Genomic DNA, 24388 nt, shown 5'->3' with positions numbered 1-24388 from the left:
TCCGGGCCGGGCAGGAGGTGGGCGTGGTCAGCACCTCCCCGCACCCGCCCCGGCCGGTCACCGACGACGTCACGGTGGTGGTCATGAGCCGGGACCGGCGGGAGGACCTGCTCTCCTCGCTGCCGCGGCACGAGGCGCCGGTGGTGTTCGTGGACAACGCCTCGACCGACGGCTCGGTCGAGGCGGTGCGGGCCGCCCACCCCGACGTGACGGTGCTGCCGCTGACCGAGAACATCGGCGCACGGGCCCGCACCATCGGTGCCGAGGCGGCCGGCACGCCGTTCGTCGCCTTCGCCGACGACGACTCGTGGTGGGCGCCGGGCGACCTGGCCCGCGCCGCGGCGACCATGCGCGCCCACCCGCGGCTGGCGGTGCTCAACGCCCGCATCCTGGTCGGCCCCGAGGAGCGGCTCGACCCCGTCTGCGCCGAGATGGCGGCCAGCCCGCTGGGCACCGAGCCGGACCTGCCCGGCCCGTCGCTGCTGGGCTTCGTCGCCTGCGGCGCCATGGTGCGGACCGAGGCGTTCCTCGCCGTGGGCGGCTTCGACCCGGTGGTGCGCTTCCCCGGGGAAGAGGAGCGGCTCAGCCTCGACCTCGCCGCGGCGGGCTGGGGGCTGGCCTACGTCGACAGCGTCACGGTGCACCACCACCCCTCGGTGCGCCGGCACGACCCGGCCGCCCGGCGCACCGCCATCTGGCGGTCCCGGGTGCTGACCGCGGTCATGCGGCTGCCGGCCGGCGACGTGGCGCGGGTCGCCCTCGCCGCCCTGCGGGCGGGGACGGCGGAGCGCCGGGGTCTGGTCCGCGCCCTGCCCGAGGTGCCGCGGGCGCTGCGCCGCCGGCGGCGGGCACCCGAGCCGGTCCTGGCGAAGCGGCGGCTGCTGGAGGGCGCCCGGTGACGAGCACCGTCGACCGGCCGACCCCGACGCCAGCACCCGAACCGTCCCCCGACCCGCGGATCGCCGTCGTCGTCATCACCCACCAGCGGCGGGAGGAGCTGCTGCTGGCCCTCGAGCGGCTGCTCGCGCTGCCCGAGCAGCCGCACGTCGTCGTGGTCGACAACGGCTCGACCGACGGCACGGCCGACGCCGTCCGGACGCGGTTCCCGCAGGTGGAGCTCGTCGCCAGCCCGACCAACCTGGGCGCCACCGGCCGCAACGTCGGCGTCGCCCGGCTGGGCACCCCCTACGTGGCGTTCTGCGACGACGACACCTGGTGGGAGCCGGGCTCGCTGCGCACGGCGGCCGACGTCCTCGACGCCCACCCGCGGCTGGCGGTGGTGACCGCGCGGATCCTCATCGAGCCCGGCGGCACGGAGGACCCGATCGTGCCGGAGCTGCGCGACTCCCCCGTCCCCGGCGCCCCCTGGCTGCCCGGTCCGGCGCTGGGGTCGTTCCTCGCCGGCGCGTCGGTGGTCCGCCGGGAGGCCTTCGACGCGGTCGGCGGGTTCTCGTCGCGCCTGTGGCTCGGCGGCGAGGAGGAGCTCATGGCCGGTGACCTCGCCGCGGCCGGGTGGGAGCTGTGCTACCTGCCGCAGCTCACCGTGCACCACCAGGCCAGCCGGGCGCGCGACCCGCACCGGCGTCGCCGCGACGGCATCCGCAACACCCTGTGGACCACGTGGCTGCGCCGGCCGCTGGGGCCGGCGCTGCGCCGCACCGCCCACCTGCTGCGGACGCTGCCGCGGGACCGGGTGACGGCGGCGGGGTTGCTGGCGGCCGCACGCGGCGCCGGCTGGGTGGCCCGGGAGCGGCGGGTCCTGCCGCCGCACGCCGAGGCACGGTTCGCCGCCCTCGACGCCGCGCAGCGCCGGTCGACGGCCCGGCGGTACGTGAGCTGATGGAGGACCCCTCGTCCCTCACCGCTCGCGGGCTCGCGGCGGGCCCTGCGAGGAGGCCGGCGGCACGCTCAGCGGGCGCAGGTGATGCAGGTGCGCGCCGCGGGGCGGGCGGCCAGTCGCTCGGGCGCGATGGCGCCGCCGCAGCCCTCGCACACGCCGTAGCTGCCGTCGGCCCGACGGGCCAGCGCGGCCTCGGCGTCGGCCAGCCGGCGGCGGGCGGCGGCGAGCAGGGCGGCGACCTGCTGCCGCTCGAAGGCGATGGTGGCGCCCTCGGGGTCGTGCTCGTCGTCGGCGTTGGACGCCTTCGACGCGGCGACGACGGCGTCGAACTCGCCGGTCAGCGCCGCGATCGAGGCCAGCGCGGCGTCGCGCTCGGCGACCAGCGGGTCAGCGGACACGCCGCAGCAGCCGCAGCGACCCCGTGCCGGGCAGCTCCGCGAAGTCCCCGGAGGCGACGACCCGCTGGTAGACGCCGAAGGGGGCCTGCCCGCCGTCGGCCGGGTCGGGGAAGACGTCGTGGATGGCCAGCGTGCCGCCGACGGCCAGCTTGGCCACCCAGGCGTCCTGGTCGCGGCGCGCGGACTCCTCGGTGTGGCTGCCGTCGAGGAACAGCAGCGCGAGCGGCGTGGCCCACAGCGGCGCCAGCGTCTCCGACCGGGTGACCACGGCGACGACGACGTCCTCGGCCCCGGCCTCGGCGATCTGCCGGCGGAACCGCGGCAGCGTGTCGATCAGGCCCACGTGCGGGTCGACGAGCGCGGGGTCGTGGTACTCCCAGCCCGGCTGGTGCTCCTCGGAGCCGCGGTGGTGGTCGACGGTCACGACCTGCCGGCCGGTCTCGCGGGCGGCCGCGGCGAGGTAGAGCGCGGACTTGCCCATCCAGCTGCCGACCTCGAGCAGCGGCCCGGGGACGGCGACGGCGCGGGCCGCCTCGTACAGGGCGCGCCCCTCGTCGGCGGGCATGAACCCCTCGGCCGCCTCGGCGGCGGCCAGCAGGCGGAGGACCCCGTCCTCCTCACCCCTCGCGAGCTCGGCGTGAGCCTCGGGACGGGGCCTCACCGGGCGAACCGGGTCCGCAGGGCGGTCAGGGGGGACCTGCTGTCCGACATCGTGTCCGTCTCCGTTCGCGAGGCCGTGGCGAAGAAGGCCCCGACGGCCGTGGTCACCGGCACCGCGAGGACGAGCGCGATGCCGCCGACCAGCGTACGGATCACCTCCTCGGCCAGGCTCGAGCTGGTCAGGGTGATGCCGACCGGGCGGGAGTAGAGCTCGAACAGCAGCAGCAGGGGCAGGGCGGCGCCGGCGTAGGCGAAGACGACGGTGTAGACGGTCGAGGCGATGTGGTCGCGCCCGACGGCCATGCCCCGGCGGTAGAGCTGCCGCCAGCCCATGGAGGTGTCCACCTCGTGCAGCTGCCAGATCGCCGACGCCTGCGTGATCGTGACGTCGTTGAGCACGCCCAGGCCCGCCACCACCACGCCGGCGATCACCAGCCCGGAGAAGTCCAGGCCGGGGTCGTAGCCCTGGAGGGTCACCGTCTCCTCGCTGGTGAGCCCCGTCAGGCGGGCCGCGCTGACGGCGACGGCGCCGAGCACCGCCACGAGGGCCAGCCCGAAGAGGGTGCCGACCAGGGCCGTCGTCGTCCGCGCGGAGAAGCCGTGGGCCAGGTAGAGGACGACGAACATGATGGCCGCGGAACCGACGAGGGTGACCGCGGTCGGGGACTCCCCGGAGAGCAGCCCGGGCAGCACGAACTGCAGCAGCACGACGAAGGCGAACGCGAGCCCCACCAGCGCCGCGAGGCCCCGCAGGCGGGCGACCGCGGCGACCACGAGCGCGAACGCCACCGCGTAGACGACCAGCGGCGTCGTGCGCTCGTAGTCGGCGAAGGAGTAGCTGGCGCCCCCCGCCGCGCCGCCGTCGCGGGTGAGGACCAGGACGTCGTCGACCTCGACCCCTGAGGCGTAGACCTCCGCCGGGAGCTCGAGCTGCTGGAACTCCCCCGCTCCCTCGCCCTCCAGGACCTCGACCACGACCGAGGCGCAGGTCAGCTGCTGGACGGAACCGTCGCCACCGGGCAGGGAGCAGTCGAAGGGGTCCACGGAGACGACGCGGCCGTCGGCGTACGTCGTACCGGCCGGCAGCTGCACGTCGGCGGCCTGCTGGGCGCGGCTCGGCTCGTCCGAGGGCCACAGCACGACCAGGCCGGCGATGGTGGCCAGGCCGACGGGCACCAGCAGGAACAGCATGAGGCGCACCGCGCGCCGGCGGCGGGCGAGGACCTCGGCCGACGGCGGCGGCGCGTCCGGGTCGGGCCCGTGCGAGTGGCCGGCGTGGCCGAGGGGGTCGTGCGAGTGGCGGGACGGCACCCGGTCAGGCTAGGTGCCCGGCTCCTCGGTGACCGTGAAGCGGTGCCAGAGCCCCGACAGCTGCAGCGGCCGGGCGACGACCGCGCGCGGCCGCACCAGGACGATGTCGACGCCCCGCGGGGCGGTCATCTTCTGCAGCTGGACGAGCACCGCCATGCCCGCGCTGTTCATGAACGTGACGTCGCCGAGCAGCAGCTCCACCCGGCGCAGCGTCGGGACCTCGAGCAACACGTCGGTGAGGGCGCGGACCAGGGGCCGGCGGGCGGCCTCGGTCAGCTCGCCGGTGAGGGTGAGCCGGCAGACCTCACCGTCCCGTCGCTCGCTCACGTCCAGGACGTCGGTTCCGGTGGGTCCTGCTCCGCTGGGGGTCTCCTCCACGGGCACCTCCTGCCCCGCTCCGGGTCGGATCACGCCCCGATCGTGGCATCCGGCGCCGGCGGCGTGCCCGTCGGCGGTGCGGGCGCCGGCGGTGGGGGTGGCCCCGGGTACCCCTCCGGGGGCAGGCTCCCGCGGCGGGGGCTGCGGGACTGCAACCGGCGCAGCCGTGGGTCCGGTGGCGTCACCTGTGGCTCCTCCTCGAGCCGCGTCACCCGCGCGGCCGACTCCAGCGTCGCCCACGGGTTGCCTCGTACGACACCCCACGACCTGGGGGGCGACGACGCGGAACAAAACCGGCAGAGGGACGTTTACAGGAGTGCGCGAGCGAGGTAATCTCCAGTTGCCACTAGAGGTTCTCGCCTCGGGCAGCGAACACACCACGAACCACCAGGAGGTTGACCAGCCATGATGCTGACCGCCTACGACCCGTTCGCCGCCACGTCCGCCGCCTTCCGGGCGCTGGACCAGCTGACCGGCCGCGCGGGCTCGACCACCGCCCGCCCCCTGTCGGGCATGCCCATGGACGCCTACCGCGTCGGTGACAACTTCGTCGCCCACTTCGACCTGCCGGGCGTAGACCCCGGCTCGATCGACCTGTCGGTCGAGGGCAACACGCTCACGATCTCCGCGGAGCGGTCCGTGCCGCAGATCGAGGGCGCGGAGTGGACCGTCGCCGAGCGGCCCTTCGGCAGCTACACCCGCCAGCTGGTCCTCGGCCGCAGCCTCGACACCGACCGGCTCGAGGCGCACTACCACGACGGCGTCCTCACGGTGAGCATCCCCGTGGCGGAGAAGGCCCGGGCGCGCAAGATCACCGTGACGCGGGCCGACACGCCGGCCGCCGTGGAGGCGCGGACCATCGAGGGCGAGCACGCCGGGTCCGAGCCGGAGCAGCAGAAGGCCGTCGAGAGCTGACGACGGCTCGACGACCGGAGACCGGGGGCCGGACCGCGAGGTCCGGCCCTCCGTCGTCCCAGGGGGAGGCACCGTGACAGCACGCAGGACCGGGACGGACGGCGCGGACGGCGGCGATCCGCTGCGCCGGCTCGACGACCCCGACTTCCCCGCGCTGACCATGAGCCAGGCCGCCGACCTGCTCGGCGTCCAGGCCGCGTTCCTGCGCAGCCTCGACGGGTCCGGCGTCCTCCGGCCGCACCGCTCCCCCGGCGGCCACCGCCGCTACTCCCGGGCCCAGCTCACCCTGGCCGCGCGGCTGCGCGCGCTCCTCGACCAGGGGCACACCCTCGCCTCGGCCGAGGTCATCCTCGGCCTGCAGGACGAGCTCGCCGACGCCCGCGCCGACACCGCCCGGCTCCAGGGGACGGTCGACCGGCTGCGCGCCGAGCAGGACGGCTCGACCGCCGGCTGACAGGACATACCCAACGGGGGTATGGTGTGAGCCATGGACGACGGCACCGCCGCACACGCCCCGCACGGGTACATCTCGCGCAAGGACGACTACCTCAAGCGCCTGCGGCGCATCGAGGGCCAGGCCCGCGGCCTCCAGCGCATGGTGGAGGACGAGAAGTACTGCATCGACATCCTCACGCAGGTCTCGGCCATGACCAGCGCGCTGCAGTCGGTCGCGCTCGGCCTGCTCGAGGAGCACATGTCGCACTGCGTCGTCGCCGCGGCGCAGGCCGGCGGCCCCGAGGCCGAGGAGAAGGTCCGCGAGGCCTCGGCCGCCATCGCCCGTCTCGTCCGCAGCTGACCCCCGGGAGGAACCCCATGAGCACGAGCACCTACACCGTCACCGGCATGACCTGCGGCCACTGCGTCTCCGCGGTGACCGAGGAGGTCGGCGCCCTGCCCGGCGTCACCGAGGTCCAGGTCGACCTGCCCACCGGCGCGGTCACCGTGACCAGCGACGCCCCCCTCGACGACGCCGCCGTGGCCGCCGCCGTCGAGGAGGCCGGGTACGAGCTCGCCGGGCGCTGATCCCGCGATGCAGACACCCGCCCGCGTCGCCGCCTTCGCCGTGGGGCTGGCCGCCGTCTTCGCCGCCAGCGTCGGCGTCGGCGCGGCGGTCGGCCCCGTCGACGCGGAACCGGCGCCCGAGGCGCACGACGACGGCGGGCACGCGGAGCCGGCCTCCCACGGCGAGGCGGCCCACGACGGGCCGGCGGACGTCGAGGTCGGCGGCCTCACCGTCAGCGGGTCCGGGTACACCCTCGACCTGCTGACCGAGGTCCTGCCCGCGGCACCGGCCACGACCCTCGCCTTCCGCGTGCTCGGCCCCGACGGCGCCCCGGTCCGCGAGTTCGACGTCGTGCACGAGGAGGACCTGCACCTGGTCGCCGTCCGCCGGGACCTGACCGGGTACCAGCACGTGCACCCCGTGCCGTCGGCCGACGGCACCTGGACCGTGCCGCTGGACCTGACCCCCGGCACCTGGCGCGTCGTCGCCGACACCACGCCCTCGGCGCTCGGCGAGGGGCTGACCCTCGGGGCCGACCTTTCGGTGCCGGGCGACTTCGCCCCGCAGCCGCTGCCCCCGCCCGCGCCCACCGCGCAGGTCGACGGCTACACCGTGGTGCTCACCGGCGGGCTCACCGCCGGCGCCGAGAGCGAGGTGCAGCTGAGCGTCAGCCGCGCCGGTGTCCCGGTGACCGACCTGCAGCCCCACCTCGGCGCGTTCGGCCACCTCGTCGTGCTGCGCGAGGGCGACCTCGCGTACGTGCACGTGCACCCGGTCGAGGAGGTGCACGGCGCCGAGCCGGCGCCCGGCCCGCACGTCGTCTTCGGGACGACGGCACCCTCGCCCGGCACCTACCGCCTCTTCCTGGACTTCCGGCACGGCGACACCGTGCACACCGCCGAGTTCACCGTGGAGGTCGCGTCGTGAGCGCGCCGGCGAGCGGTCCCGCGCAGGTCGAGCTGCTGATCGGCGGGATGACCTGCGCCTCCTGCGCCGCGCGGGTGGAGAAGAAGCTCAACCGGATGGACGGCGTCACGGCCACGGTCAACTACGCCACCGAGAAGGCGCGGGTGACCGTCGACGGCGACGTCACCACCGACGACCTCATCGCCACGGTGGAGAGGACGGGCTACACCGCGACGGTCCCGGAACCACCCGCGCCGTCCCCGTCGGCCTCGGTCCACGGGCCCGCGGCGAGCTCGCGAGCCGCGGAGGGGACCGAGGTCCTCCGACTGCTGGTCTCGGTCGCGCTCAGCGTGCCGGTGGTCGCCCTGGCGATGGTGCCGGCGCTGCAGTTCGAGTACTGGCAGTGGCTGTCGCTGACGCTGGCCGCGCCGGTCGTGGTCTGGGGCGGGCTGCCGTTCCACCGCGCCGCGTGGACCAACCTGCGGCACGGCGCGGCCACCATGGACACCCTCGTGTCGCTCGGAACGCTCGCGGCGTTCGCCTGGTCGCTGTACGCGCTGTTCTGGGGCACCGCGGGCACGCCGGGCATGACGCACCCCTTCGAGTTCACCGTGCAGCGCGGCGACGGCAGCGGCCAGATCTACCTCGAGGCCGCGGCCGGGGTGACCGCGTTCCTGCTGGCCGGCCGCTACGCGGAGGGCCGCGCCAAGCGGCGGTCCGGCGCGGCGCTGCGCGCCCTGCTGGAGCTGGGCGCCAAGGACGTCTCCCTGCTGCGCGGGGGGACCGAGGTGCGCGTGCCGGCCGGGCAGCTGGCCGTGGGCGACCTGTTCGTCGTCCGCCCCGGGGAGAAGGTCGCCGCCGACGGCGTGGTGACCGAGGGCTCCTCGGCCGTCGACGCCTCGATGCTCACCGGCGAGCCCGTGCCGGTCGAGGTGGGCCCCGGCGACGTGGTCACCGGCGGCACGGTGAACGCCGGGGGCCGGCTGGTCGTGCGGACCACCCGCGTCGGCGCCGACACCCAGCTGGCGCAGATGGCGCGGCTGGTCGAGGCCGCGCAGGACGGCAAGGCCGAGGTGCAGCGGCTGGCCGACCGCGTCTCGGCGGTGTTCGTGCCGGTGGTGCTGGCGCTGGCGGTGGGCACGCTGGGCTTCTGGCTCGGCGCCGGCGCCGGGGCGTCCGCCGCGTTCACCGCGGCCGTCGCCGTCCTGATCATCGCCTGCCCCTGCGCGCTCGGGCTGGCCACGCCGACCGCCCTCATGGTGGGCACCGGGCGCGGCGCACAGCTGGGCATCCTGGTCAAGGGGCCGGAGGTGCTGGAGTCCACCCGCCGGGCCGACACCGTCGTCCTGGACAAGACCGGCACGGTCACCACCGGGCGGATGGCGCTGCACGACGTCGTCCCCGCCGCCGGGGAGGACGCCGCCGAGGTGCTGCGGGTGGCCGGAGCGCTCGAGGCGGCCTCCGAGCACCCGATCGCGCAGGCGGTGGCGGGCGCGGCGACCGGGGCGGGGGCGCTGCCGGCGGTCACCGGCTTCGCCAACGCCGAGGGGCTGGGCGTGACCGGTGTCGTCGAGGGCCGGGCGGTCGTCGTCGGCCGGCCGCGGCTGCTCGCCGACCGGTCGATCGCGGTGCCGGCGGAGCTCGACGCCGCCCGTACCGCGGCGGAGGCGGCCGGCCGCACCGCGGTGCTCGCCGCCTGGGACGGCGCCGCCCGCGGCGTCCTGGTGGTCGCCGACGCGGTGAAGCCGACCTCCGCCGAGGCCGTGCGGCAGCTGCGCGACCTCGGTCTGCGGCCGGTCCTGCTCACCGGCGACAACGAGCGCGCCGCGCGTGCCGTGGCCGCCGAGGTCGGCATCGACGAGGTCGTCGCGGAGGTGCTGCCGGCCGACAAGGTGGACGTCGTCCGGCGGCTGCAGGCCGAGGGACGCGTGGTCGCCATGGTCGGCGACGGCGTGAACGACGCCGCGGCCCTCGCGCAGGCCGACCTCGGGCTGGCGATGGGCACCGGCACCGACGTGGCGATCGAGGCCAGTGACCTGACCCTCGTCCGGGGTGACCTGCGGGCCGCCGCCGACGCCATCCGGCTGGCCCGGCGCACCCTCGCCGTCATCAAGGGCAACCTGTTCTGGGCCTTCGCCTACAACGTCGCGGCCATCCCGCTGGCCGTGGCCGGGCTGCTCAACCCGATGATCGCCGGCGCGGCCATGGCGTTCAGCTCGGTGTTCGTCGTGACCAACAGCCTGCGGCTGCGCGGCTTCGCGCCGCTGCCGGGCAACCGGGACGCCGCGTCCCCGCTGCCCGGCGGCCGGGCCGCCGACCCCGCCTACGCTGGGTCGGCATGACGAGCTCCTGGTCCCTCGCCGACGTCCCGCCCCAGGACGGCCGCACCGCGGTCGTGACCGGCGCGAACAGCGGGCTGGGGCTCGAGACCGCCCGGGCGCTGGCGGCCGCGGGGGCGCACGTCGTCCTCGCCGTGCGCGACGTCGCGCGCGGGGAGGCGGCCGCCGCCGCGCTGCCGGGGTCGACCGAGGTCCGCCGGCTCGACCTGGCCGACCTCGCCTCGGTGCGCGCGTTCGCCGCCGGCTGGAGCGGGCCGCTGGACGTGCTGGTCAACAACGCCGGGGTCATGTGGGTGCCGGCCGGCGAGACCGTCGACGGCTTCGAGACCCACCTGGGCACCAACCACCTCGGGCCGTTCGCGCTGACCAACCTGCTGCTGCCGCACGTGACCGACCGGGTGGTGACGGTCTCGTCGTCCACCCACCGGATGGGCGGCCTCGACGTCGACGACCTGAACTGGCAGCGGCGGCCCTACTCCCCCACCGCCGCCTACGCCGCCACCAAGCTGGCCAACCTGCTGTTCACCCTCGAGCTGCAGCGCCGGCTCACCGCGGCCGGCTCGCGGCTGCGCGCGACGGCCGCGCACCCGGGCTACGCGGCGACCAACCTGCAGAGCCACACGGGCAACCGGGCCTGGAACGCCGTGATGGCGGTGGCCAACCGGGTGGTGGCGACCAGCGCGGCCGAGGGCGCGCTGCCCACCCTGTTCGCCGCCACCGCCGACGTCCCCGGCGGCAGCTATGCCGGGCCGAGCCGGCTGGCGGAGACGCGGGGCGCGCCGACGCTGGTCGGCCGGACCGCCGCGGCCAGCGACCCGGCGCTGGCCGCCCGGCTGTGGGCGCGCTCGGCCGAGCTCACCGGCGTCGACTTCCCCCCCTCGCTCCCCGCGTAGCGAGCACTTCCCGCGCGGGAGTCCCCGGCCCCGGGGAACGTTTCGCGCGCGGAAGTCCCTCGCCGTGAGGGGACTTTCGCGCGCGGGAGTCCCGGCGGGGGGCTGACCGGGGACACCTTGCCGGCGGTCTCCGTACATCGCGGGCGGGAAACCGCCGGCACCGTCCTGGAACCGCCCGCAGAGTGGCGCGCCGCCCGCGCGCGGAAGTCCCTCGCCGTGAGGGGACTTTCGCGCGCGAAGTGCTCCTAGAGGACGGCGGGGAGGAGCAGCAGCGCGGTCGGGACGGCGATCAGCAGCGCCGCCGCGGCGAGCACGAGGGTCCGGACGGCGGCCGGCAGCGGTGCGGGCGGCTCCAGCAGCCGGCGCACCCGCGCGGTGACCGCGTTCCCGGCGGCGGCCAGCGCCCCCGCGGGCACCCCGCCGTCGCCGCCGTGCGCGCCCGCCGCGACGATCGCCCGCGCCAGCGTGCGCCGCGGGTCGGGGCCGGGCAGGGCGGCCAGGGCGACGTCGTCGGCCCGCATCTCCACCAGCGTGCGCACCGCGGCGTGCGCGCGGCCCGCGGCGGGCAGCACCGGCAGCGCCGCCTCCCACGCCACGAACGGCAGCAGGTAGAGGTGGTGGTGCTCCCGCAGGTGCGCGCGCTCGTGCGCGACGACGGCGGCGAGCTGGGCGCCGTCGAGCTCGGCGACCATGCCGGAGGACAGCACCAGCAGCGGGCGCGCGCCGGGGATGCAGAACGCGACCGGTGCGGGGGTGTCCAGCAGCCGGGCGTCGGGCACCTCGGTGGCCGGCCGCACCACCAGCTCGAGCAGCTCGCGGTGCCGGCGGCGGGTGCGCACGGTGCGCACCCACGAGAGGGCGAGCACGCCGAGCAGCTCGGCGGCCAGGACGGCGGCCAGGGTCAGCGTGACCCAGTGGTCGCCGCGGACCCGCCCGTTCGCCGGGGCCCCGGTGAGCACGTGCCAGACCGCCTCGGGCAGCGAGTGCCCCCACGGCGCCAGCCCGTGCACCAGCAGCGCGCCGATGATCGACAGGCCACCGGCCAGCCCGACGGCCTGCCAGCAGACCAGCGCGGCCAGCGGGTCGCGCCGCGGCCAGCGCGCCCGGCCCAGCAACGCCGGCACCGGCCACGCGAGCAGCGCGGCCAGCACCGCCAGGGCGGCCGCGGTGACGGGGAGCACGCGGTCAGGCGGTGCCGGCGGCGCCGTCCAGCAGCCGCCGCAGCAGCGCGGCCTCCTCGGCGTCGACGCTGCCCACGAACCGCGCCAGCACGGCCTGCCGGTCGGCCGCCTGACCCAGCACCTCGTGCATCAGCTCGGCGGCGTGCTGCTCGCGGGTCGCGGTGGGCCGGAAGCGGCGCGGGCGGGCCTCGTCGTGTGCCACGAACCCCTTCTGCTCCAGCCGGCCGAGCACCGTGTGCACGGTGGTCAGCGCGAGACCCCGGTCGGCGAGCGCGTCACGCAGGTCGGTCGCGGCCAGCGGCCCGGACGCGGCCCACAGGTGGTCCATGACGACCCGCTCCAGCTCACCCAGCGACGCCACGGGCTCCTCCTGTCCGGCGTGTCACACGCCTTTTTTCTACGACGTGTAGAACTCTTCTTCTACGCGGCGTAGAAAGAGTACGTCGGATCCGACGGCACGAGGAGAGCCCCGGTGGACGTGTTGGGGATGGACACCCTGGACCTGGCCCGCTGGCAGTTCGGGATCACGACCGTCTACCACTTCCTGATGGTGCCGCTGACCATCGGCCTGGGCGTCCTGGTCGCGGTCATGCACACGATGTGGGTCCGGACGAACAAGCCCGAGTGGCTGCGGATGACCCGCTTCTGGGGCCGCATCTACCTCATCAACTTCGCCCTCGGCGTGGCCACCGGCCTGGTGCAGGAGTTCCAGTTCGGCCTGGCCTGGAGCGAGTACTCGCGCTTCGTGGGCGACGTCTTCGGCTCGCTGCTGGCGCTCGAGGCGCTGCTCGCGTTCTTCCTCGAGTCGACGTTCCTCGGCCTGTGGATCTTCGGCTGGGGCCGGATCCCGAAGAAGCTGCACCTGGCCGCGCTGTGGGCGGCGGTGATCGGCTCGATCGTCAGCGCCTACTTCATCATCGCCGCCAACTCGTGGATGCAGCACCCGGTCGGCGTCGAGGTGGGCGAGGACGGGCGGCCCGTGCAGGTCGACTTCCTCGCCGTCCTGACCAACAACACCGCGCTGGCCGCGTTCAGCCACGCGATCGTCGCGGCGCTCATGGTCGCCGGCGCCCTCCTCGTCGGCATCGGCCTGTGGCACCTGCGGCGCCGGAAGCTCGCCGGGCAGCCGGCGACGGACGTCGACCACTCGGTGTGGCGCCGCTCGGTGCGCCTCGGCGGGTTCGTGTCGCTGGCCGCCTTCGTGCTGGTCGCGGTCACCGGCGACTGGCAGGGCAAGCTCATGTACCACCAGCAGCCGCTGAAGATGAGCTCGGCCGAGGCGCTGTGCGAGACCGAGGCGCCGGCGCCCTTCTCGATCTTCGCCTTCGGCAAGCTGGGCTCCAACGAGTGCGACGACGTCCACTCCTGGACCGTCCCCGGGCTGCTGTCCTTCCTCGCCCACAGCGACTTCTCCAGCGCCGTCCCGGGCGTCAACGAGCTGCAGGAGGAGTACGCCGCCGTCTACGGCGAGACCTACCCCGACGACCCCTCGTTCGGGGCCCGGGCCGGCGGCGAGATCGACTACACGCCGCTGCTCGCGGTCACCTACTGGAGCTTCCGGCTGATGATCGGCATGGGCGCGGTCTCGGCGGGCGTCGCCGCCTACGCGCTCTGGGCGACGCGGAAGGGGCGCGTGCCGACCTCCCGGATCGGCGTCCACGGCTCGCTGCTCGCCGTCGGTGCGCCGTTCGTGGCCAACGCGACCGGCTGGATCTTCACCGAGATGGGCCGCCAGCCCTTCGTCGTCTACCCGAACCCCGACGTCCCCGTGGACGAGCAGGTCTACTTCTTCACCGCCCAGGCCGTCTCCCCCGGCGTGAGCGCCGGCGAGGTGCTGACCTCGCTGATCGCGCTGACCGTCGTCTACGGCGCGCTGGCGGTGGTCGAGCTGTGGCTGATCACCCGCTTCGTGCGGCGCGGCGTGACGACCGGGGACGCGCACCCCGCACCGGTCACCCTGCCCTCCCAGCGCGCCCGGGACGGCGACCGGGACGACGACCGGGACGACGACGCACCCGACGACCCCGACGGTCCGGCGCGGCAGCACCGCGACGACGACGTCCTCTCCTTCGCGTACTGACCGGGAGCCCCGTCATGGACCTGCAGACCCTCTGGTTCGCCGCCGTCGCGGTGCTCTGGACCGGCTTCCTCCTGCTGGAGGGGTTCGACTTCGGGGTGGCCGCCCTGCTCCCGGTGCTCGGCCGCCGCCGCGCCGACCGGCACCTGATGCTGCGCACCATCGGCCCGGTGTGGGACGGCAACGAGGTGTGGCTGATCACCGCCGCGGGCGCGGTGTTCGCCGCCTTCCCCGGCTGGTACGCCACGTGGCTGCCGGCGCTGTACCTGCCGTTCGTGCTCGTGCTGTTCGGCCTGATCATCCGGGCGGTGGCCTTCGAGTGGCGGCACGCGCACCACACCGCGGCCTGGGACAGCGCCTGGACCCGCGTGATCACCACCGGCTCGCTCATCGCCGCCGCCGGCATCGGCGCCGCCCTCGGCGCGACGACCCTGGGCCTGCCGATCGACGGCGACGGCACCCGGGTCGGCGGGGCCTTCGCGGGGCTGGGCTGGTCGGCGCTGCTGGGCGCGGTCGCGGTGGTCGCGTTCTCGCTGGTGCACGGCGCGGTGTTCCTCGCGCTGAAGACCGACGGGCCGGTCCGGGCCGCCGCGCACGCGTTCGCCCTGCGCTGGGCGCCGGTCGCCGCCGTGCCGCTGCTGCTGTGGGCCGGACTGGTGCACCTGCGGTCGGGCACGCCGGTCACCGCGCTGCTGTGGCTGGTCGCGGCGCTGTCGGTGGTGCTGGCCTGGACCCGGCTGCGGGTCGGCCGGGAGGGCCAGGCCTTCGCCGCGTGGGGCGCGATGCTCGTCGCCGCGGCCGCGACGCTGTTCGGCGCCGCCCACCCCGTCGTCGTCCCCTCCACGGTCGACGCCGCCTTCGACGTCACGATCGCCGACGCCTCGGTCAGCGACTACACCCTGACGGTGATGACCTGGGCCGCCGGGATCGGGCTGCCGGTGGTGCTGGCCTACCAGGCCTGGACGTACTGGGTGTTCCGCAAGCGGCTGACCGCCGAGCCGCAGCACGACGCCCGGACCGAGGTCGCCGCATGAGGGGACTTCCGCGCGCGAAGGGCTCCCCCCGGGGGCCGCTGGCGGCGCTGGACGGCGTCCCCGGCCTCCGCGGGACGCTCGTCCGGGCGGCGCTGGCCGCCCTCGCGCAGACGGCGGGGCTCGTGCTGCTGGCGGCGGGGCTGGCGCACGCCGTCGCCCGCGCCGCGGGGTACGCCGACGGCGCCGTCCTCCCGCCCCTCGCCGTCGCCGCGGGCGGCGCGGCGCTGCGGGCGGCCGCCGGCGCGGTCGGCGAGCTGCTCGCCGCGCGCGACGCCCGCCGCGCCGAGGAGCAGCTGCGCGAGCGGCTGCTGGCCCGGCTGGCCGCCTCCCCGGCCGCGGTCGAGGCCGCCGGCGGCCCCGGGCCGGCCGCCGTCCTCGCCACCACCCGGCTGGCCGACCTCGCCCCCGGGCTGACCACGTACCTGCCGGCGCTGGCGCAGACGCTCGTGGTGCCGCCGGTGCTGCTGGTCGTCCTCGCCTGGACCGACCTGCTGTCGGCGGTCCTGGTGGCGGTCACCCTGCCGCTGGTGCCGGTGTTCATGGTCCTGGTCGGGCTCACCACCCGGGACGGGACGGCGGAGTCGGCCCGCGCACTGGACCGCATCGCCGCGCACGTGGCCGAGCTGGTCCGCGGCCTGCCCGTGCTCGTCGGCCTCGGCCGGGCCGCCGACCAGGTCACCGCGCTGGCCGAGCTCGGTGAGGCCGCGCGCCGCCGGACCCTGGCCACGCTGCGGCTGGCCTTCCTCTCCTCGCTGGTGCTCGAGCTCGTCGCCACGCTGTCGGTCGCGCTGGTCGCCGTGGTGGCCGGGCTGCGCCTGGTGCACGGGGACCTGCCGCTGGCCGTCGCGCTCACCGCGCTCCTGCTCGCGCCCGAGGCGTTCGCCCCGCTGCGGGCGCTGGGCTCGGCGCACCACGCCACCGAGGCCGCGACCCTGGCCGCCGCCGAGGCGCGGGCGGCGCTGGCCGCCGACGACGGCAGGGCCGCCGTCCTCGCCGCCGGCGGGCCCGACGACGACCCGCGGGGCGCCGACGTCGTCGTCCGCGGGCTGACCGTGCGGCACCCCGGCCGCCGCGTGCCCGCCCTGCCCCCGGTCGACCTGGCGGTGCGCCCCGGTGAGCTGGTCGCGCTGCGCGGCCGCAGCGGCTCGGGCAAGTCGACGCTGCTGGCCGCGCTGGCCGGCGTCCTCCCGCCGTCGGCCGCCGTGGCCGGGACGGTCGGCGGCGTGCCGTCCGGCGCGGTCGCCTGGGTGCCGCAGCACCCGCGCACCACCGGCGCCACGGTCGCCGACGAGCTGCGCCGGCACGCCGGTGCCGAGCCCGGGCTGGACGAGATCGCCGCCGAGGCGTACGTCGTGGAGGCGCTCGCCCGGGTCGGCGCCGCAGGCCTGGCCGGCCGGGCCTGCGAGACCCTCTCCCCCGGCGAGCTGCAGCGCGTCGCCCTGGCCCGGGCGCTGGTGCGGGTCCGCCGCGGCGCCCGGCTGCTCCTGCTCGACGAGCCCACCGCGCACCTGGACGCCGCGGCCACCGAGCGGGTCGCCGCCGTCCTCGCGTCGCTGCGCGGCACCGTGACCGTGCTGCTGGTGACCCACGACCCCGTGCTCGCGGCGCTGGCCGACCGCCCCGTGGACCTGCCCGCACCCCCGGCGTCCGCCGCCGCCCCCGCCACCCCCGCCGCCCCGTCGACGAGATCTGCACAGTCGACGGCACCGGCAGCCGATGGCGACGAGTGTGCAGATCTCGTCCAGGCGGCCGGGCCGCAGCGGCGGCACGGGTGGCCGCGCCGGGCGCTGCTGCGCGCGGTGCTGGCGGGCACCGCCTCGGCCGGCGCCGGGGTCGCGCTGACCGCGGTCTCGGGCTACCTCATCGTCCGGGCGGCCGACACGTCGCACGTCCTCACCCTGATGGTGGCCATCGTCGGCGTCCGGCTGTTCGGCATGGGCCGGGCGCTGCTGCGCTGGCTGGAGCGGATGGCCGCCCACGACGCGGCGCTGCAGCAGGCCGCGGGCCTGCGCGTCCGCACCTGGCGGGCCCTGGCCGCGCAGGGCGTCGCCGCGGAGCGGACGCCGGGCGCCGCGCTGGCCCGCGTGGTCGGGGACGTCGCCCTCGTGCAGGACCTGTCGGTGCGGGTGCTCCCGCCGGCGCTGGTCGCGGGCACGGTGACCGCCGGCACCGTCGGCGCCCTCGCGCTGCTCTCCCCCGCCGCCGCGGCCGTCACCGCAGCGGTGCTGGGGGGAACGGTGGTGGGCGTCCTCGCCCTCCACCGCCGGGTGGACGCCGGTGCCGCCCGGGCCGAGGGGGAGCTGCGGGTGGCCGCGCTGCGCGACGCGACGACCGTGCTGGCCGGCGCCCCCGACCTGCGGGCCCACGGCCTGGCCGCGCGGACGGCGAGCGACCTGGCCGCCCCGGGCCGGCGGCGCGGGCACGCTTCGGCCACCGGGAGCCGCGCCTCGGCGCTGGGCACCGCGCTGGTCGGCCTCGGCACGGGCGCCGCCGCGATCGGGGGCGCCGCCGTGGCCGCCGCCGAGGGCCTCTCCGGCCCGCTGCTCGCCGTGCTGGCCCTCGCCCCGCTGGCGCTCGCCGAGCCGCTGGGCGGGCTGGTCCCCGCGCTGCAGCGCCGCGGCGCGCTCGCCGACGCGCACCGGCGGCTGGACGCCGTCCTCGGCGCACCGGTGCCGGCCGACCCGGCCGACCCGCGCCCGGCGCCGGCGCGGGCCGGCGACCTGGCCGTCGAGTCGCTGAGGGCCGGCTGGCCCGGCGGCCCCGACGTGCTGACCGGCCTGGACGCCGCGGCGGGCGCCGGCGGCGGCTGGCTGGTGGTCCGCGGCCCGTCCGGCTCGGGGAAGTCGACGCTGCTCGCGGTGCTCATGGCCGCGCTGCGCCCCCGCGCCGGCCGCTACGAGCTCAGCGGGGTCGACACCGCGGCGCTGACCGGCGACGCCGTCCGGTCGCGGCTGGCCTGGCTGCCGCAGGAGGCGCACGTGTTCGCCTCCACCATCCGGGCCAACCTGGCGCTGGCCGCACCCCGCGGCGAGCTGGCCGGCCCCGCCGGCGAGGCCCGGATGCGGGCCGCCCTGGCGGCGGCGGGCCTCGGCGACCTGCTCGCCACGCTCCCCTCGGGCCTGGACACCGCGGTCGGCGCGGGCGGGACGGCGCTGTCGGGCGGGGAGCGCCGTCGGCTGGCCGCGGCCCGGGCGCTGCTGGCCGACCGCGACGTCGTCCTGCTCGACGAGCCGACCGCGCACCTCGACCCGCCCACCGCCGCCGCCCTGGTCCGCGACCTGCGGACGGCGCTGGCCGGCCGGGTCGTCGTCTGCGTGACCCACGACGACGCGCTGGCCGCCCCCGGCGACCGGGTGGTCCGGCTCGCCGAGCGCGCGCCGGCCCTGGCGGGGTAGGCCGCCTGGTCCGCCCGGACGGCGCCGGCCCTGGACCGGCCGGCGTCCGCGCTCAGGCCGCGCTGACCCCCGGTCGCTGGCGGACGACCTCGAACCCGGGGAACTCGGGCAGCGTCGCGTCGACCACGACGGGCACACCCGGTGCGGCGCCGAGGACGTGGCGGTCGGCGACCGCCGGCCGGAGCTCCGGGGCCAGCTGCGCGACCATCCGCGCGAACAGCTCCGGGCGGATGCGGATCTCCCGCGGGGCGGCGGCGCCGGTCGCGTAGGCGACGGCGACGAGGTCACCGGCGATGTCGGGCCGGATCCAGTGGACGGTGCTCATGGCGACCTCCTGCGGAGGCTCCTCCCGCACCGGGCCGGCGCCGGGAGGGACCTGGTCGTTCCTTACCCGTGCAGCCCACCCTCCTCCCGCCCTGTGACAGTTCCGTGACCCCGGCCGGGCGGGCCCGGACACGAACGCCGCGGAGGTGACGGCGCGGTCGCCGTCGTGCTGCGGACCGCTGTGCGGCGCCGCGTCGGGCGAGGCCAGCTCGACGCGGCGCTGCACCCAGTGCCCGTCCTCGCGCCGGCCGGCGCCGAACACCTGCCGGGGTCAGGACGGCGGGACGTCGACCGGGATCTCCGGCCCCAGGGTCGCGCCCTGCAGCAGCGGCAGGTCGTCGCCGGACCAGAAGCTGCCCGGGTCGTACCAGTTGCGGGGGCGGTCGGCGGGCAGCAGGCCCATGGCGGTGTAGGTGGTCGCCACCAGCTCGGCGCAGAACACCGTCTCCGCGGCCGTGCCGCGCCGCAGCCGCCCGTTGACCCAGCCCGCCACCAGCCCGCGCGTCGTCGGGAAGGGCCGGCCGTCGAAGCGGGCGACGGTGCGCAGGACGGCGTCCTCCATCTCCGGCGTCACCCCGCCGTCGTCGGCCGGGCCGACGAGCTGGCGCAGCCAGGCCGACTGGCCGTAGCGCTGCCGCCAGGTGGTGACGGCGTCGGCGAGGTCGTGCAGCTGCACGCCGCGCTGGTGCTGGCCGGTCCACACGTCGGGCAGCGAGCGGCCGAGCTCGGCGTGCCACAGCAGCGGCGGCAGGTCCTCGAGCACCACGGCCATGCCGACGTGGTTGACCGGCGCGTTGGTGACGGCGCGGATGGCCCGGTCGGCCAGCGAGGCGCCGCGGAACACCCAGACGTCTCCGGTGCGGGTCAGCTCGACGGCCTCGCCGAGCGGGAGGGCGCGGGGCGGGGGCACGCGGCTACGTTAGGCGACCGTGCGCCCCCGATCGCAGGTCAGGAAGCCGCTGCTGAAGGTCCTCGGGCTGGCCGGCCTCGCCGGCGTGGCCGCCACCGGGGCGGTGCTGGCCCGCAACGAGCGCCGGCGCCGCGCCTACACCGCCGACGACGTGCGGGCCCGGTTGCACGAGCGGCACGCAGCCCTGGCCGCCGTCCCGGAGCCCGATCCGGACCTGGCCCGGGGGCGGCCGGCCGGGGTGCCGGCCGCGTCGTCGCGCCTGCGCCGGCTGCTGGGCCGGCTGCCGCTGCGCCGCGGCTGACCGTCAGCCCGCCGGCAGGGCCGGGCCCTCGTCCTTGAGCGCCACCCCGGAGGCGCCCAGCTCCCGCGCCGCGGTGAGCAGCGCGACGAGGGTGCCGGCCGCCTGCTCGTAGGTCAGGCCGTGCGGCGGGCGGACGTTCGAGACGCAGTTCCGCTCGGCGTCCACCCGGCCCGGCCGCGGGTCCCACGTCAGGTACGCGCCCAGCGAGTCGGCGGCCGACAGCCCCGGCCGCTCGCCGATCAGCACCACGACCGCGCGGACCCCGAGCGCCTCCCCGATCGCGTCGCCGAGCGCGACCCGCGCCTGGTGCGCCACGACGAGCGGCGCCAGAGACCAGCCGGGCAGCCGCTCCCGCAGCGCGGCGGCCAGGCCGGGCCCGTGCTCGTGCACCGCGCGCGGCGAGAGGCCGTCGGCGAGGACGACGGCGAGGTCGGCGCCGGTGCGGGGCAGCTCGGTGCCCTCCGCGAGCCGCCGGCCCAGGTCGGGGCGCTGCAGGTAGGTGGCGCGGTCGGGCGCGGCCGAGCGCACCTCCAGCACGTCGTCCCCGGGCAGCGCGGCAGCCAGCGCCGCCGAGTCCAGGGGCGTGTGCACCGCGTCCCGGGCCGCGGCGTGGGCGGCGCGGAACTCCAGCTCGCGGGCGGTCGGCAGCGCGTCGCCGGCCCGGCCGAGGGCGACCCGTGCCCGGGTCAGGGCGCGCAGCGCCGCCCACGGGTCGGCCGCCGGGACGGTCACGACCGCCCCGTCACGACGCCGCCGCCGCGAGCAGCGCGCGGGCGGCCGGGGCGTCGGCGGGCAGCTCGCGCACCCGGCCGGCGTCGTCCAGCAGCTCCATCCGGGCCAGCCAGGCCTCGAACTCGGGGGCCGGGCGCAGCCCGAGCACCTGCCGGGCGGTGAGCACGTCGGTGAACGACAGCGACTGGTAGTGCAGCATCACGTCGTCGGCCCCCGGGACGGCGATCACGAAGGTGCAGCCCGCGGCGCCCAGCAGCAGCGTCAGCGTGTCGGTGTCGTCGCCGTCGACCTCGGCGTGGTTGGTGTAGCAGACGTCCACGCCCATGGGCAGGCCGAGCAGCTTCCCGCAGAAGTGGTCCTCCAGGCCGGCGCGCAGCACCTGCTTGCCGTCGTAGAGGTACTCCGGGCCGATGAACCCGACCACGGTGTTGACCAGCAGCGGGGAGAAGTGCCGGGCCACGCCGTACGCGCGGGCCTCCAGCGTCTGCTGGTCGACCGGCCGGCCGCCGACGCCCAGGTGCGCCCCGGCCGACAGCGCCGACCCCTGCCCGGTCTCGAAGTAGGTCACGTCCTGCCCCACCGTGCCGCGGCCCAGCTCCAGCGCCCCGGCCCGGGCCTCGGCGAGCAGGTCGAGCGTGACGCCGAAGGACCGGTTGCCCGCCTGCGTGCCGGCGACCGACTGGAACACCAGGTCGACCGGCGCCCCGACCTCCAGCGCCCGCAGGGTGGTGGTCACGTGCGCGAGCACGCACGACTGGGTGGGGATCTCGTAACGGCGGATGACCGCGTCGAGCAGCTGCAGCAGCTCCACCGTGCGGGCGGGCGAGTCGGTGGCCGGGTTGATCCCGATCACCGCGTCGCCGCAGCCGTGCAGCAGGCCGTCGAGCACGGAGGCGGTGACGCCCAGCGGGTCGTCGGTGGGGTGGTTGGGCTGCAGCCGCGAGGCCAGGCGCCCGGGCAGGCCGAGGGTGCTGCGCAGCCCGGTCACCACGCGGGTCCGCCGGCCGACGGCGACCAGGTCGGCGTTGCGCATCAGCTTCGAGACGGCGGCCACCATCTCGGGGGTGAGCCCGCGGGAGAGGCCCGAGATCGCCGCCTCGTCACCCTCGGCGGCGCGGGCGAGCAGCCACTCGCGGAACGACCCGACGGTCAGGGAGCGCACCGGGGCGAACGCGGCGGGGTCGTGGGTGTCGAGCACCAGCCGGGTCACGTCGTCCTCGTCGTAGCCGACCACCTGCTCCTCGAGGAACGTCGCCAGCGGCAGGTCGGCCAGCACCGTCTGCGCCGTCACCCGCTCGGCCTCCGAGCCGGCGGCGCAGCCGGCGAGCACGTCGCCGGAGCGCGCGGGCGTGGCCTTGGCCAGGAGCTCCACGAGCGAGGGGAACTCGTACGTGTGCCCCGCCAGGGTCGCGCGGCGGACGGTCACCGCAGTTCCTCCTCGGCCGCGGCCAGCGCGGCGAACTCCTCCTCCGGCGCCGCGGCGACGAGGTGGTGGCGGCTGTAGAGCGCGAAGTAGGCGAGGAACAGCGCGTAGGCGCCCAGCGTCAGGACCGCCGCCAGCGGGTCGACCAGGAACGTCGCGACGACGGCGAGGGCGGCCAGCACGAGGGCGACGCCCGTCGTCGCCGTCCCCCCGGGGGTGCGGTACGGGCGCTCGAGGTCCGGCTCGCGCCGGCGCAGCACGATGTGGCTGACCATCATCAGGACGTAGGACACGGTGGCGCCGAAGACCGCCATGTTGAGCAGCACCGCGCCCTGCCCGGTGAGGGTGAGCAGGAAGCCGATGGCGCCGGGCACGACGAGCGCCAGCACCGGCGCCTTGCGGCCGTTGGTCACCGACAGGGCCCGCGGCAGGTAGCCCGCCCGCGACAGCGCGAAGGTCTGCCGGCTGTACGCGTAGACGATGGAGAAGAAGCTCGCGACCAGCCCGACCAGGCCCATGTAGTTGACGACGGTCTGGAGACCGCCCTCCGGCAGGGCGTCGACCGGCGGGTTCGCGCTCTCCGAGATCACCTGCGCGCCGCCGGCGCCGGTGGTGAACACCAGCATGAGGACGGCCAGGACGGCCAGCACGCCCATCGCCGCGACGATGCCGCGGGGCATCGAGCGGGCCGGGTCCTTGGCCTCCTCGGCGGCCAGCGGCACGCACTCGACCGCGAGGAAGAACCAGATCGCGAAGGGGAAGGCCGCCCAGATGCCGAGCAGCCCGAACGGCAGGAACTCCGAGGCGCCGGCGGCGTCGGTGGGCGCGATGTCGGTGAGGTTGGCGCCGTCGAAGTCACCGATGGCGCCCAGGAGGAACAGCACCAGGCCGAGGACGGCGACCGCGGCGATGGCCATCATGACCTTGAGGGCCTCGCCGACGCCCATCAGGTGGATGCCGATGAAGAGGGCGTAGACGGCGAGGTAGACCCACCAGCCGTCGGTGATGCCGAAGAGCCCGAGGGACTCGACGTAGCCGCCGATGAAGGTGGCGATGGCCGCCGGGGCGATCGCGTACTCGATGAGGACGGCGACGCCGGCGGCGTAGCCGCCCCAGGGGCCCAGGGCCCTCCGGGCGAAGGTGTAGCCGCCCCCCGCGGTCGGCAGCGCCGCCCCGAGCTCGGCCAGCCCGAAGACCATGGCGGTGTACATGACGCCCATCAGGACCGTCGCGATCAGCAGGCCGCCGAAGCCACCCTCGGCCAGCCCGAAGTTCCAGCCGGCGTAGTCGCCGGAGATGACCGCGGCGACGCCGAGCCCGGCCAGCAGCACCCAGCCGGCCGTGCCCGACCGGAGCCGCCGGCGGTCCAGGTACGCGGGATCGACCGCTTCCGCCGTGACGGTGGGGTGTGTGGGGCGGGCGTGCGGCTCCGCGGTCATGGCGGCCTCCCGGTCGGGCCCCCGGGGTCGGGAGGAGCCAGCGTCGTCCCGGCGCCGGACGCCGGTCAACCGGCGGCGCCGGATCGGAACACGCTGTTCACACCCTGCGGAGCGATGGATCACGTACGACGTAAACTCGCCCGCGGTCCAAGGGTGGGCCACCCTCGCACCGCCCCAACAGGAGCACCTCGAACGTGGTGGACGCCCTCGGGGACACCTCTGTCCCCGATGACACCGATCTCCTCGCCCTCCTCGCCGCAGCCGGCGACCTGAACGCCTTCCTGGCCGACCTCGTCCGCGTCGCGGCCGGGCAGACCCCCAGCGCCGAGGCCTGCGGTCTCACGCTGGCCCGCGCGTCCGGGGCCGTGACCGTCGCGGCGAGCGCGGAGCTCGCCGAGCGGGCCGACGAGCGGCAGTACCAGGTGGACGACGGCCCGTGCCTGCAGGCCATGCGGGAGGGCGTCGTCGTCCGCGTGACCGACATGAGCGCCGAGGACCGGTGGGGGCCCTATCCCGCCCTGGCCGCCCAGGTCGGCGTGCGGTCCTCGCTGTCGATCCCGCTGGTCGTCCGGGAGCGGAGCCGGGGCGCGCTCAACTTCTACGCGACCGTGCTCGACGCCTTCACCGACGCCGACGAGCAGGTGGCCACCCGCTGGGCGGCCCAGGCCACCGGTGCGCTGGCCGTGGCGCTGCGGATCGCCGACGGCGACGACCGCGCCGAGCAGTTGCTCGGCGGCCTGGACACCCGCACCGCCATCGGCCAGGCGGTGGGACTGGTGATGGCGCAGGAGCGGTGCAGCGCCGAGGAGGCGTTCCGGCTGCTCACCCTGGCCTCGCAGCGGCGCAACGTGAAGCTGCGCGAGGTCGCCGCCGGCGTCGTGGAGGCGTTCGAGTCGGGCCTGCCCGAGGGTGGCCCGCGCCGCTGGTGA

General features: G+C 76.8%; 25 protein-coding genes. 14 read left to right on the top strand and 11 right to left on the bottom strand.

Annotated elements, in window-relative coordinates:
* Positions 1-23: 23 nt before the first annotated feature.
* Positions 24-899, top strand: coding sequence for a glycosyltransferase family 2 protein (locus ACI8AX_RS07785; protein ID WP_456549221.1), 876 nt, complete (start codon positions 24-26; stop codon positions 897-899).
* The gene (locus ACI8AX_RS07780) at positions 896-1840 is read left to right on the top strand and encodes a glycosyltransferase family 2 protein (protein ID WP_456549220.1); all 945 of its coding nucleotides are present in this window, start codon (positions 896-898) and stop codon (positions 1838-1840) included. The genes ACI8AX_RS07785 and ACI8AX_RS07780 overlap by 4 nt, the downstream gene beginning before the upstream one ends.
* Positions 1841-1908: 68 nt before the next feature.
* On the opposite strand, the gene ACI8AX_RS07775 is transcribed toward ACI8AX_RS07780, so the two are convergent.
* Genes ACI8AX_RS07775 through ACI8AX_RS07760 form a run of 4 tightly spaced genes read right to left on the bottom strand, consistent with a single transcriptional unit; the run spans position 1909 to position 4536 of the window.
* Positions 1909-2238, bottom strand: coding sequence for a TraR/DksA family transcriptional regulator (locus ACI8AX_RS07775; protein WP_456549219.1), 330 nt, complete (start codon positions 2236-2238; stop codon positions 1909-1911).
* Entirely contained in the window at positions 2228-2899 is a 672-nt protein-coding gene (locus ACI8AX_RS07770; RefSeq protein WP_456549218.1) for a class I SAM-dependent methyltransferase, read from the bottom strand. Before ACI8AX_RS07770 ends, ACI8AX_RS07775 begins: the two co-directional genes overlap by 11 nt.
* Entirely contained in the window at positions 2896-4209 is a 1314-nt protein-coding gene (locus ACI8AX_RS07765) for a YibE/F family protein (protein ID WP_456549217.1), read from the bottom strand. The genes ACI8AX_RS07770 and ACI8AX_RS07765 overlap by 4 nt, the downstream gene beginning before the upstream one ends.
* A 9-nt stretch (positions 4210-4218) precedes the next feature.
* The gene (locus ACI8AX_RS07760) at positions 4219-4536 is read right to left on the bottom strand and encodes an STAS domain-containing protein (RefSeq protein WP_456549216.1); all 318 of its coding nucleotides are present in this window, start codon (positions 4534-4536) and stop codon (positions 4219-4221) included.
* 456 nt (positions 4537-4992) lie between these two features.
* Between ACI8AX_RS07760 and ACI8AX_RS07755 the strand changes: the two genes are divergently transcribed.
* The 7 genes from ACI8AX_RS07755 to ACI8AX_RS07725 all read left to right on the top strand — a co-directional run bounded on the left by ACI8AX_RS07755 (position 4993) and on the right by ACI8AX_RS07725 (position 10643).
* A complete protein-coding gene (locus tag ACI8AX_RS07755) occupies positions 4993-5502 on the top strand; it encodes an Hsp20/alpha crystallin family protein (RefSeq protein ID WP_456549215.1) in 510 nt (169 codons plus the stop codon).
* A gap of 73 nt (positions 5503-5575) precedes the next feature.
* Positions 5576-5956, top strand: a complete 381-nt coding sequence (locus ACI8AX_RS07750; protein WP_456549214.1) for a helix-turn-helix domain-containing protein — start codon at positions 5576-5578, stop codon at positions 5954-5956.
* Between the two features lie 33 nt (positions 5957-5989).
* Positions 5990-6298, top strand: coding sequence for a metal-sensitive transcriptional regulator (locus ACI8AX_RS07745; protein ID WP_456549213.1), 309 nt, complete (start codon positions 5990-5992; stop codon positions 6296-6298).
* Positions 6299-6315: 17 nt separating this feature from the next.
* A complete protein-coding gene (locus tag ACI8AX_RS07740; protein ID WP_456549212.1) occupies positions 6316-6525 on the top strand; it encodes a heavy-metal-associated domain-containing protein in 210 nt (69 codons plus the stop codon).
* A 7-nt stretch (positions 6526-6532) separates the two neighbouring features.
* On the top strand, positions 6533-7432 hold the full coding sequence (locus ACI8AX_RS07735) for a hypothetical protein (protein WP_456549211.1): 900 nt from the start codon (positions 6533-6535) through the stop codon (positions 7430-7432).
* A gap of 47 nt (positions 7433-7479) precedes the next feature.
* Positions 7480-9753, top strand: a complete 2274-nt coding sequence (locus tag ACI8AX_RS07730) for a heavy metal translocating P-type ATPase (protein ID WP_456549314.1) — start codon at positions 7480-7482, stop codon at positions 9751-9753.
* The gene (locus ACI8AX_RS07725) at positions 9750-10643 is read left to right on the top strand and encodes an oxidoreductase (protein WP_456549210.1); all 894 of its coding nucleotides are present in this window, start codon (positions 9750-9752) and stop codon (positions 10641-10643) included. Before ACI8AX_RS07730 ends, ACI8AX_RS07725 begins: the two co-directional genes overlap by 4 nt.
* Positions 10644-10888: 245 nt before the next feature.
* On the opposite strand, the gene ACI8AX_RS07720 is transcribed toward ACI8AX_RS07725, so the two are convergent.
* Complete coding sequence (locus ACI8AX_RS07720) at positions 10889-11824, bottom strand: M56 family metallopeptidase (protein ID WP_456549209.1); 936 nt, start codon at positions 11822-11824, stop codon at positions 10889-10891.
* Positions 11825-11828: 4 nt separating this feature from the next.
* Positions 11829-12185 carry a BlaI/MecI/CopY family transcriptional regulator gene (locus ACI8AX_RS07715; protein WP_456549208.1) on the bottom strand — a complete coding sequence of 119 codons (357 nt, stop codon included), beginning with the start codon at positions 12183-12185 and terminating at the stop codon, positions 11829-11831.
* A gap of 111 nt (positions 12186-12296) precedes the next feature.
* Here ACI8AX_RS07715 and ACI8AX_RS07710 point away from each other — a divergent pair, with 111 nt between their 5' ends.
* The 3 genes from ACI8AX_RS07710 to cydC are packed head-to-tail and all read left to right on the top strand — an operon-like array spanning position 12297 to position 18330.
* Complete coding sequence (locus ACI8AX_RS07710; protein WP_456549207.1) at positions 12297-13904, top strand: cytochrome ubiquinol oxidase subunit I; 1608 nt, start codon at positions 12297-12299, stop codon at positions 13902-13904.
* 14 nt (positions 13905-13918) lie between these two features.
* The gene (gene cydB / locus ACI8AX_RS07705; protein WP_456549206.1) at positions 13919-14935 is read left to right on the top strand and encodes a cytochrome d ubiquinol oxidase subunit II; all 1017 of its coding nucleotides are present in this window, start codon (positions 13919-13921) and stop codon (positions 14933-14935) included.
* Entirely contained in the window at positions 14932-18330 is a 3399-nt protein-coding gene (gene cydC, locus ACI8AX_RS07700; protein ID WP_456549205.1) for a thiol reductant ABC exporter subunit CydC, read from the top strand. Before cydB ends, cydC begins: the two co-directional genes overlap by 4 nt.
* 52 nt (positions 18331-18382) lie before the next feature.
* On the opposite strand, the gene ACI8AX_RS07695 is transcribed toward cydC, so the two are convergent.
* Complete coding sequence (locus tag ACI8AX_RS07695; RefSeq protein ID WP_456549204.1) at positions 18383-18655, bottom strand: hypothetical protein; 273 nt, start codon at positions 18653-18655, stop codon at positions 18383-18385.
* Between the two features lie 270 nt (positions 18656-18925).
* Positions 18926-19564 (bottom strand): hypothetical protein, encoded by a 639-nt coding sequence (locus ACI8AX_RS07690; RefSeq protein ID WP_456549203.1) that lies wholly within the window; start codon positions 19562-19564, stop codon positions 18926-18928.
* A gap of 19 nt (positions 19565-19583) precedes the next feature.
* On the opposite strand from ACI8AX_RS07690, the gene ACI8AX_RS07685 reads away from it, so the two are divergent.
* Positions 19584-19865 (top strand): hypothetical protein, encoded by a 282-nt coding sequence (locus ACI8AX_RS07685; protein ID WP_456549202.1) that lies wholly within the window; start codon positions 19584-19586, stop codon positions 19863-19865.
* A gap of 3 nt (positions 19866-19868) precedes the next feature.
* Here the strand turns inward: ACI8AX_RS07685 and eutC are convergent, their stop codons facing one another.
* Genes eutC through eat form a run of 3 tightly spaced genes read right to left on the bottom strand, consistent with a single transcriptional unit; the run spans position 19869 to position 23459 of the window.
* Positions 19869-20597, bottom strand: a complete 729-nt coding sequence (gene eutC / locus ACI8AX_RS07680) for an ethanolamine ammonia-lyase subunit EutC (RefSeq protein ID WP_456549201.1) — start codon at positions 20595-20597, stop codon at positions 19869-19871.
* Between the two features lie 10 nt (positions 20598-20607).
* Positions 20608-22023 (bottom strand): ethanolamine ammonia-lyase subunit EutB, encoded by a 1416-nt coding sequence (locus ACI8AX_RS07675; protein WP_456549200.1) that lies wholly within the window; start codon positions 22021-22023, stop codon positions 20608-20610.
* Positions 22020-23459, bottom strand: coding sequence for an ethanolamine permease (eat, locus tag ACI8AX_RS07670; RefSeq protein WP_456549199.1), 1440 nt, complete (start codon positions 23457-23459; stop codon positions 22020-22022). Before eat ends, ACI8AX_RS07675 begins: the two co-directional genes overlap by 4 nt.
* A 194-nt stretch (positions 23460-23653) precedes the next feature.
* Here eat and ACI8AX_RS07665 point away from each other — a divergent pair, with 194 nt between their 5' ends.
* The gene (locus ACI8AX_RS07665) at positions 23654-24388 is read left to right on the top strand and encodes a GAF and ANTAR domain-containing protein (RefSeq protein WP_456549198.1); all 735 of its coding nucleotides are present in this window, start codon (positions 23654-23656) and stop codon (positions 24386-24388) included.

Source organism: Blastococcus sp. SYSU D00813, from assembly GCF_054050735.1.
This window is presented reverse-complemented; position numbering and strand designations above follow the sequence as displayed.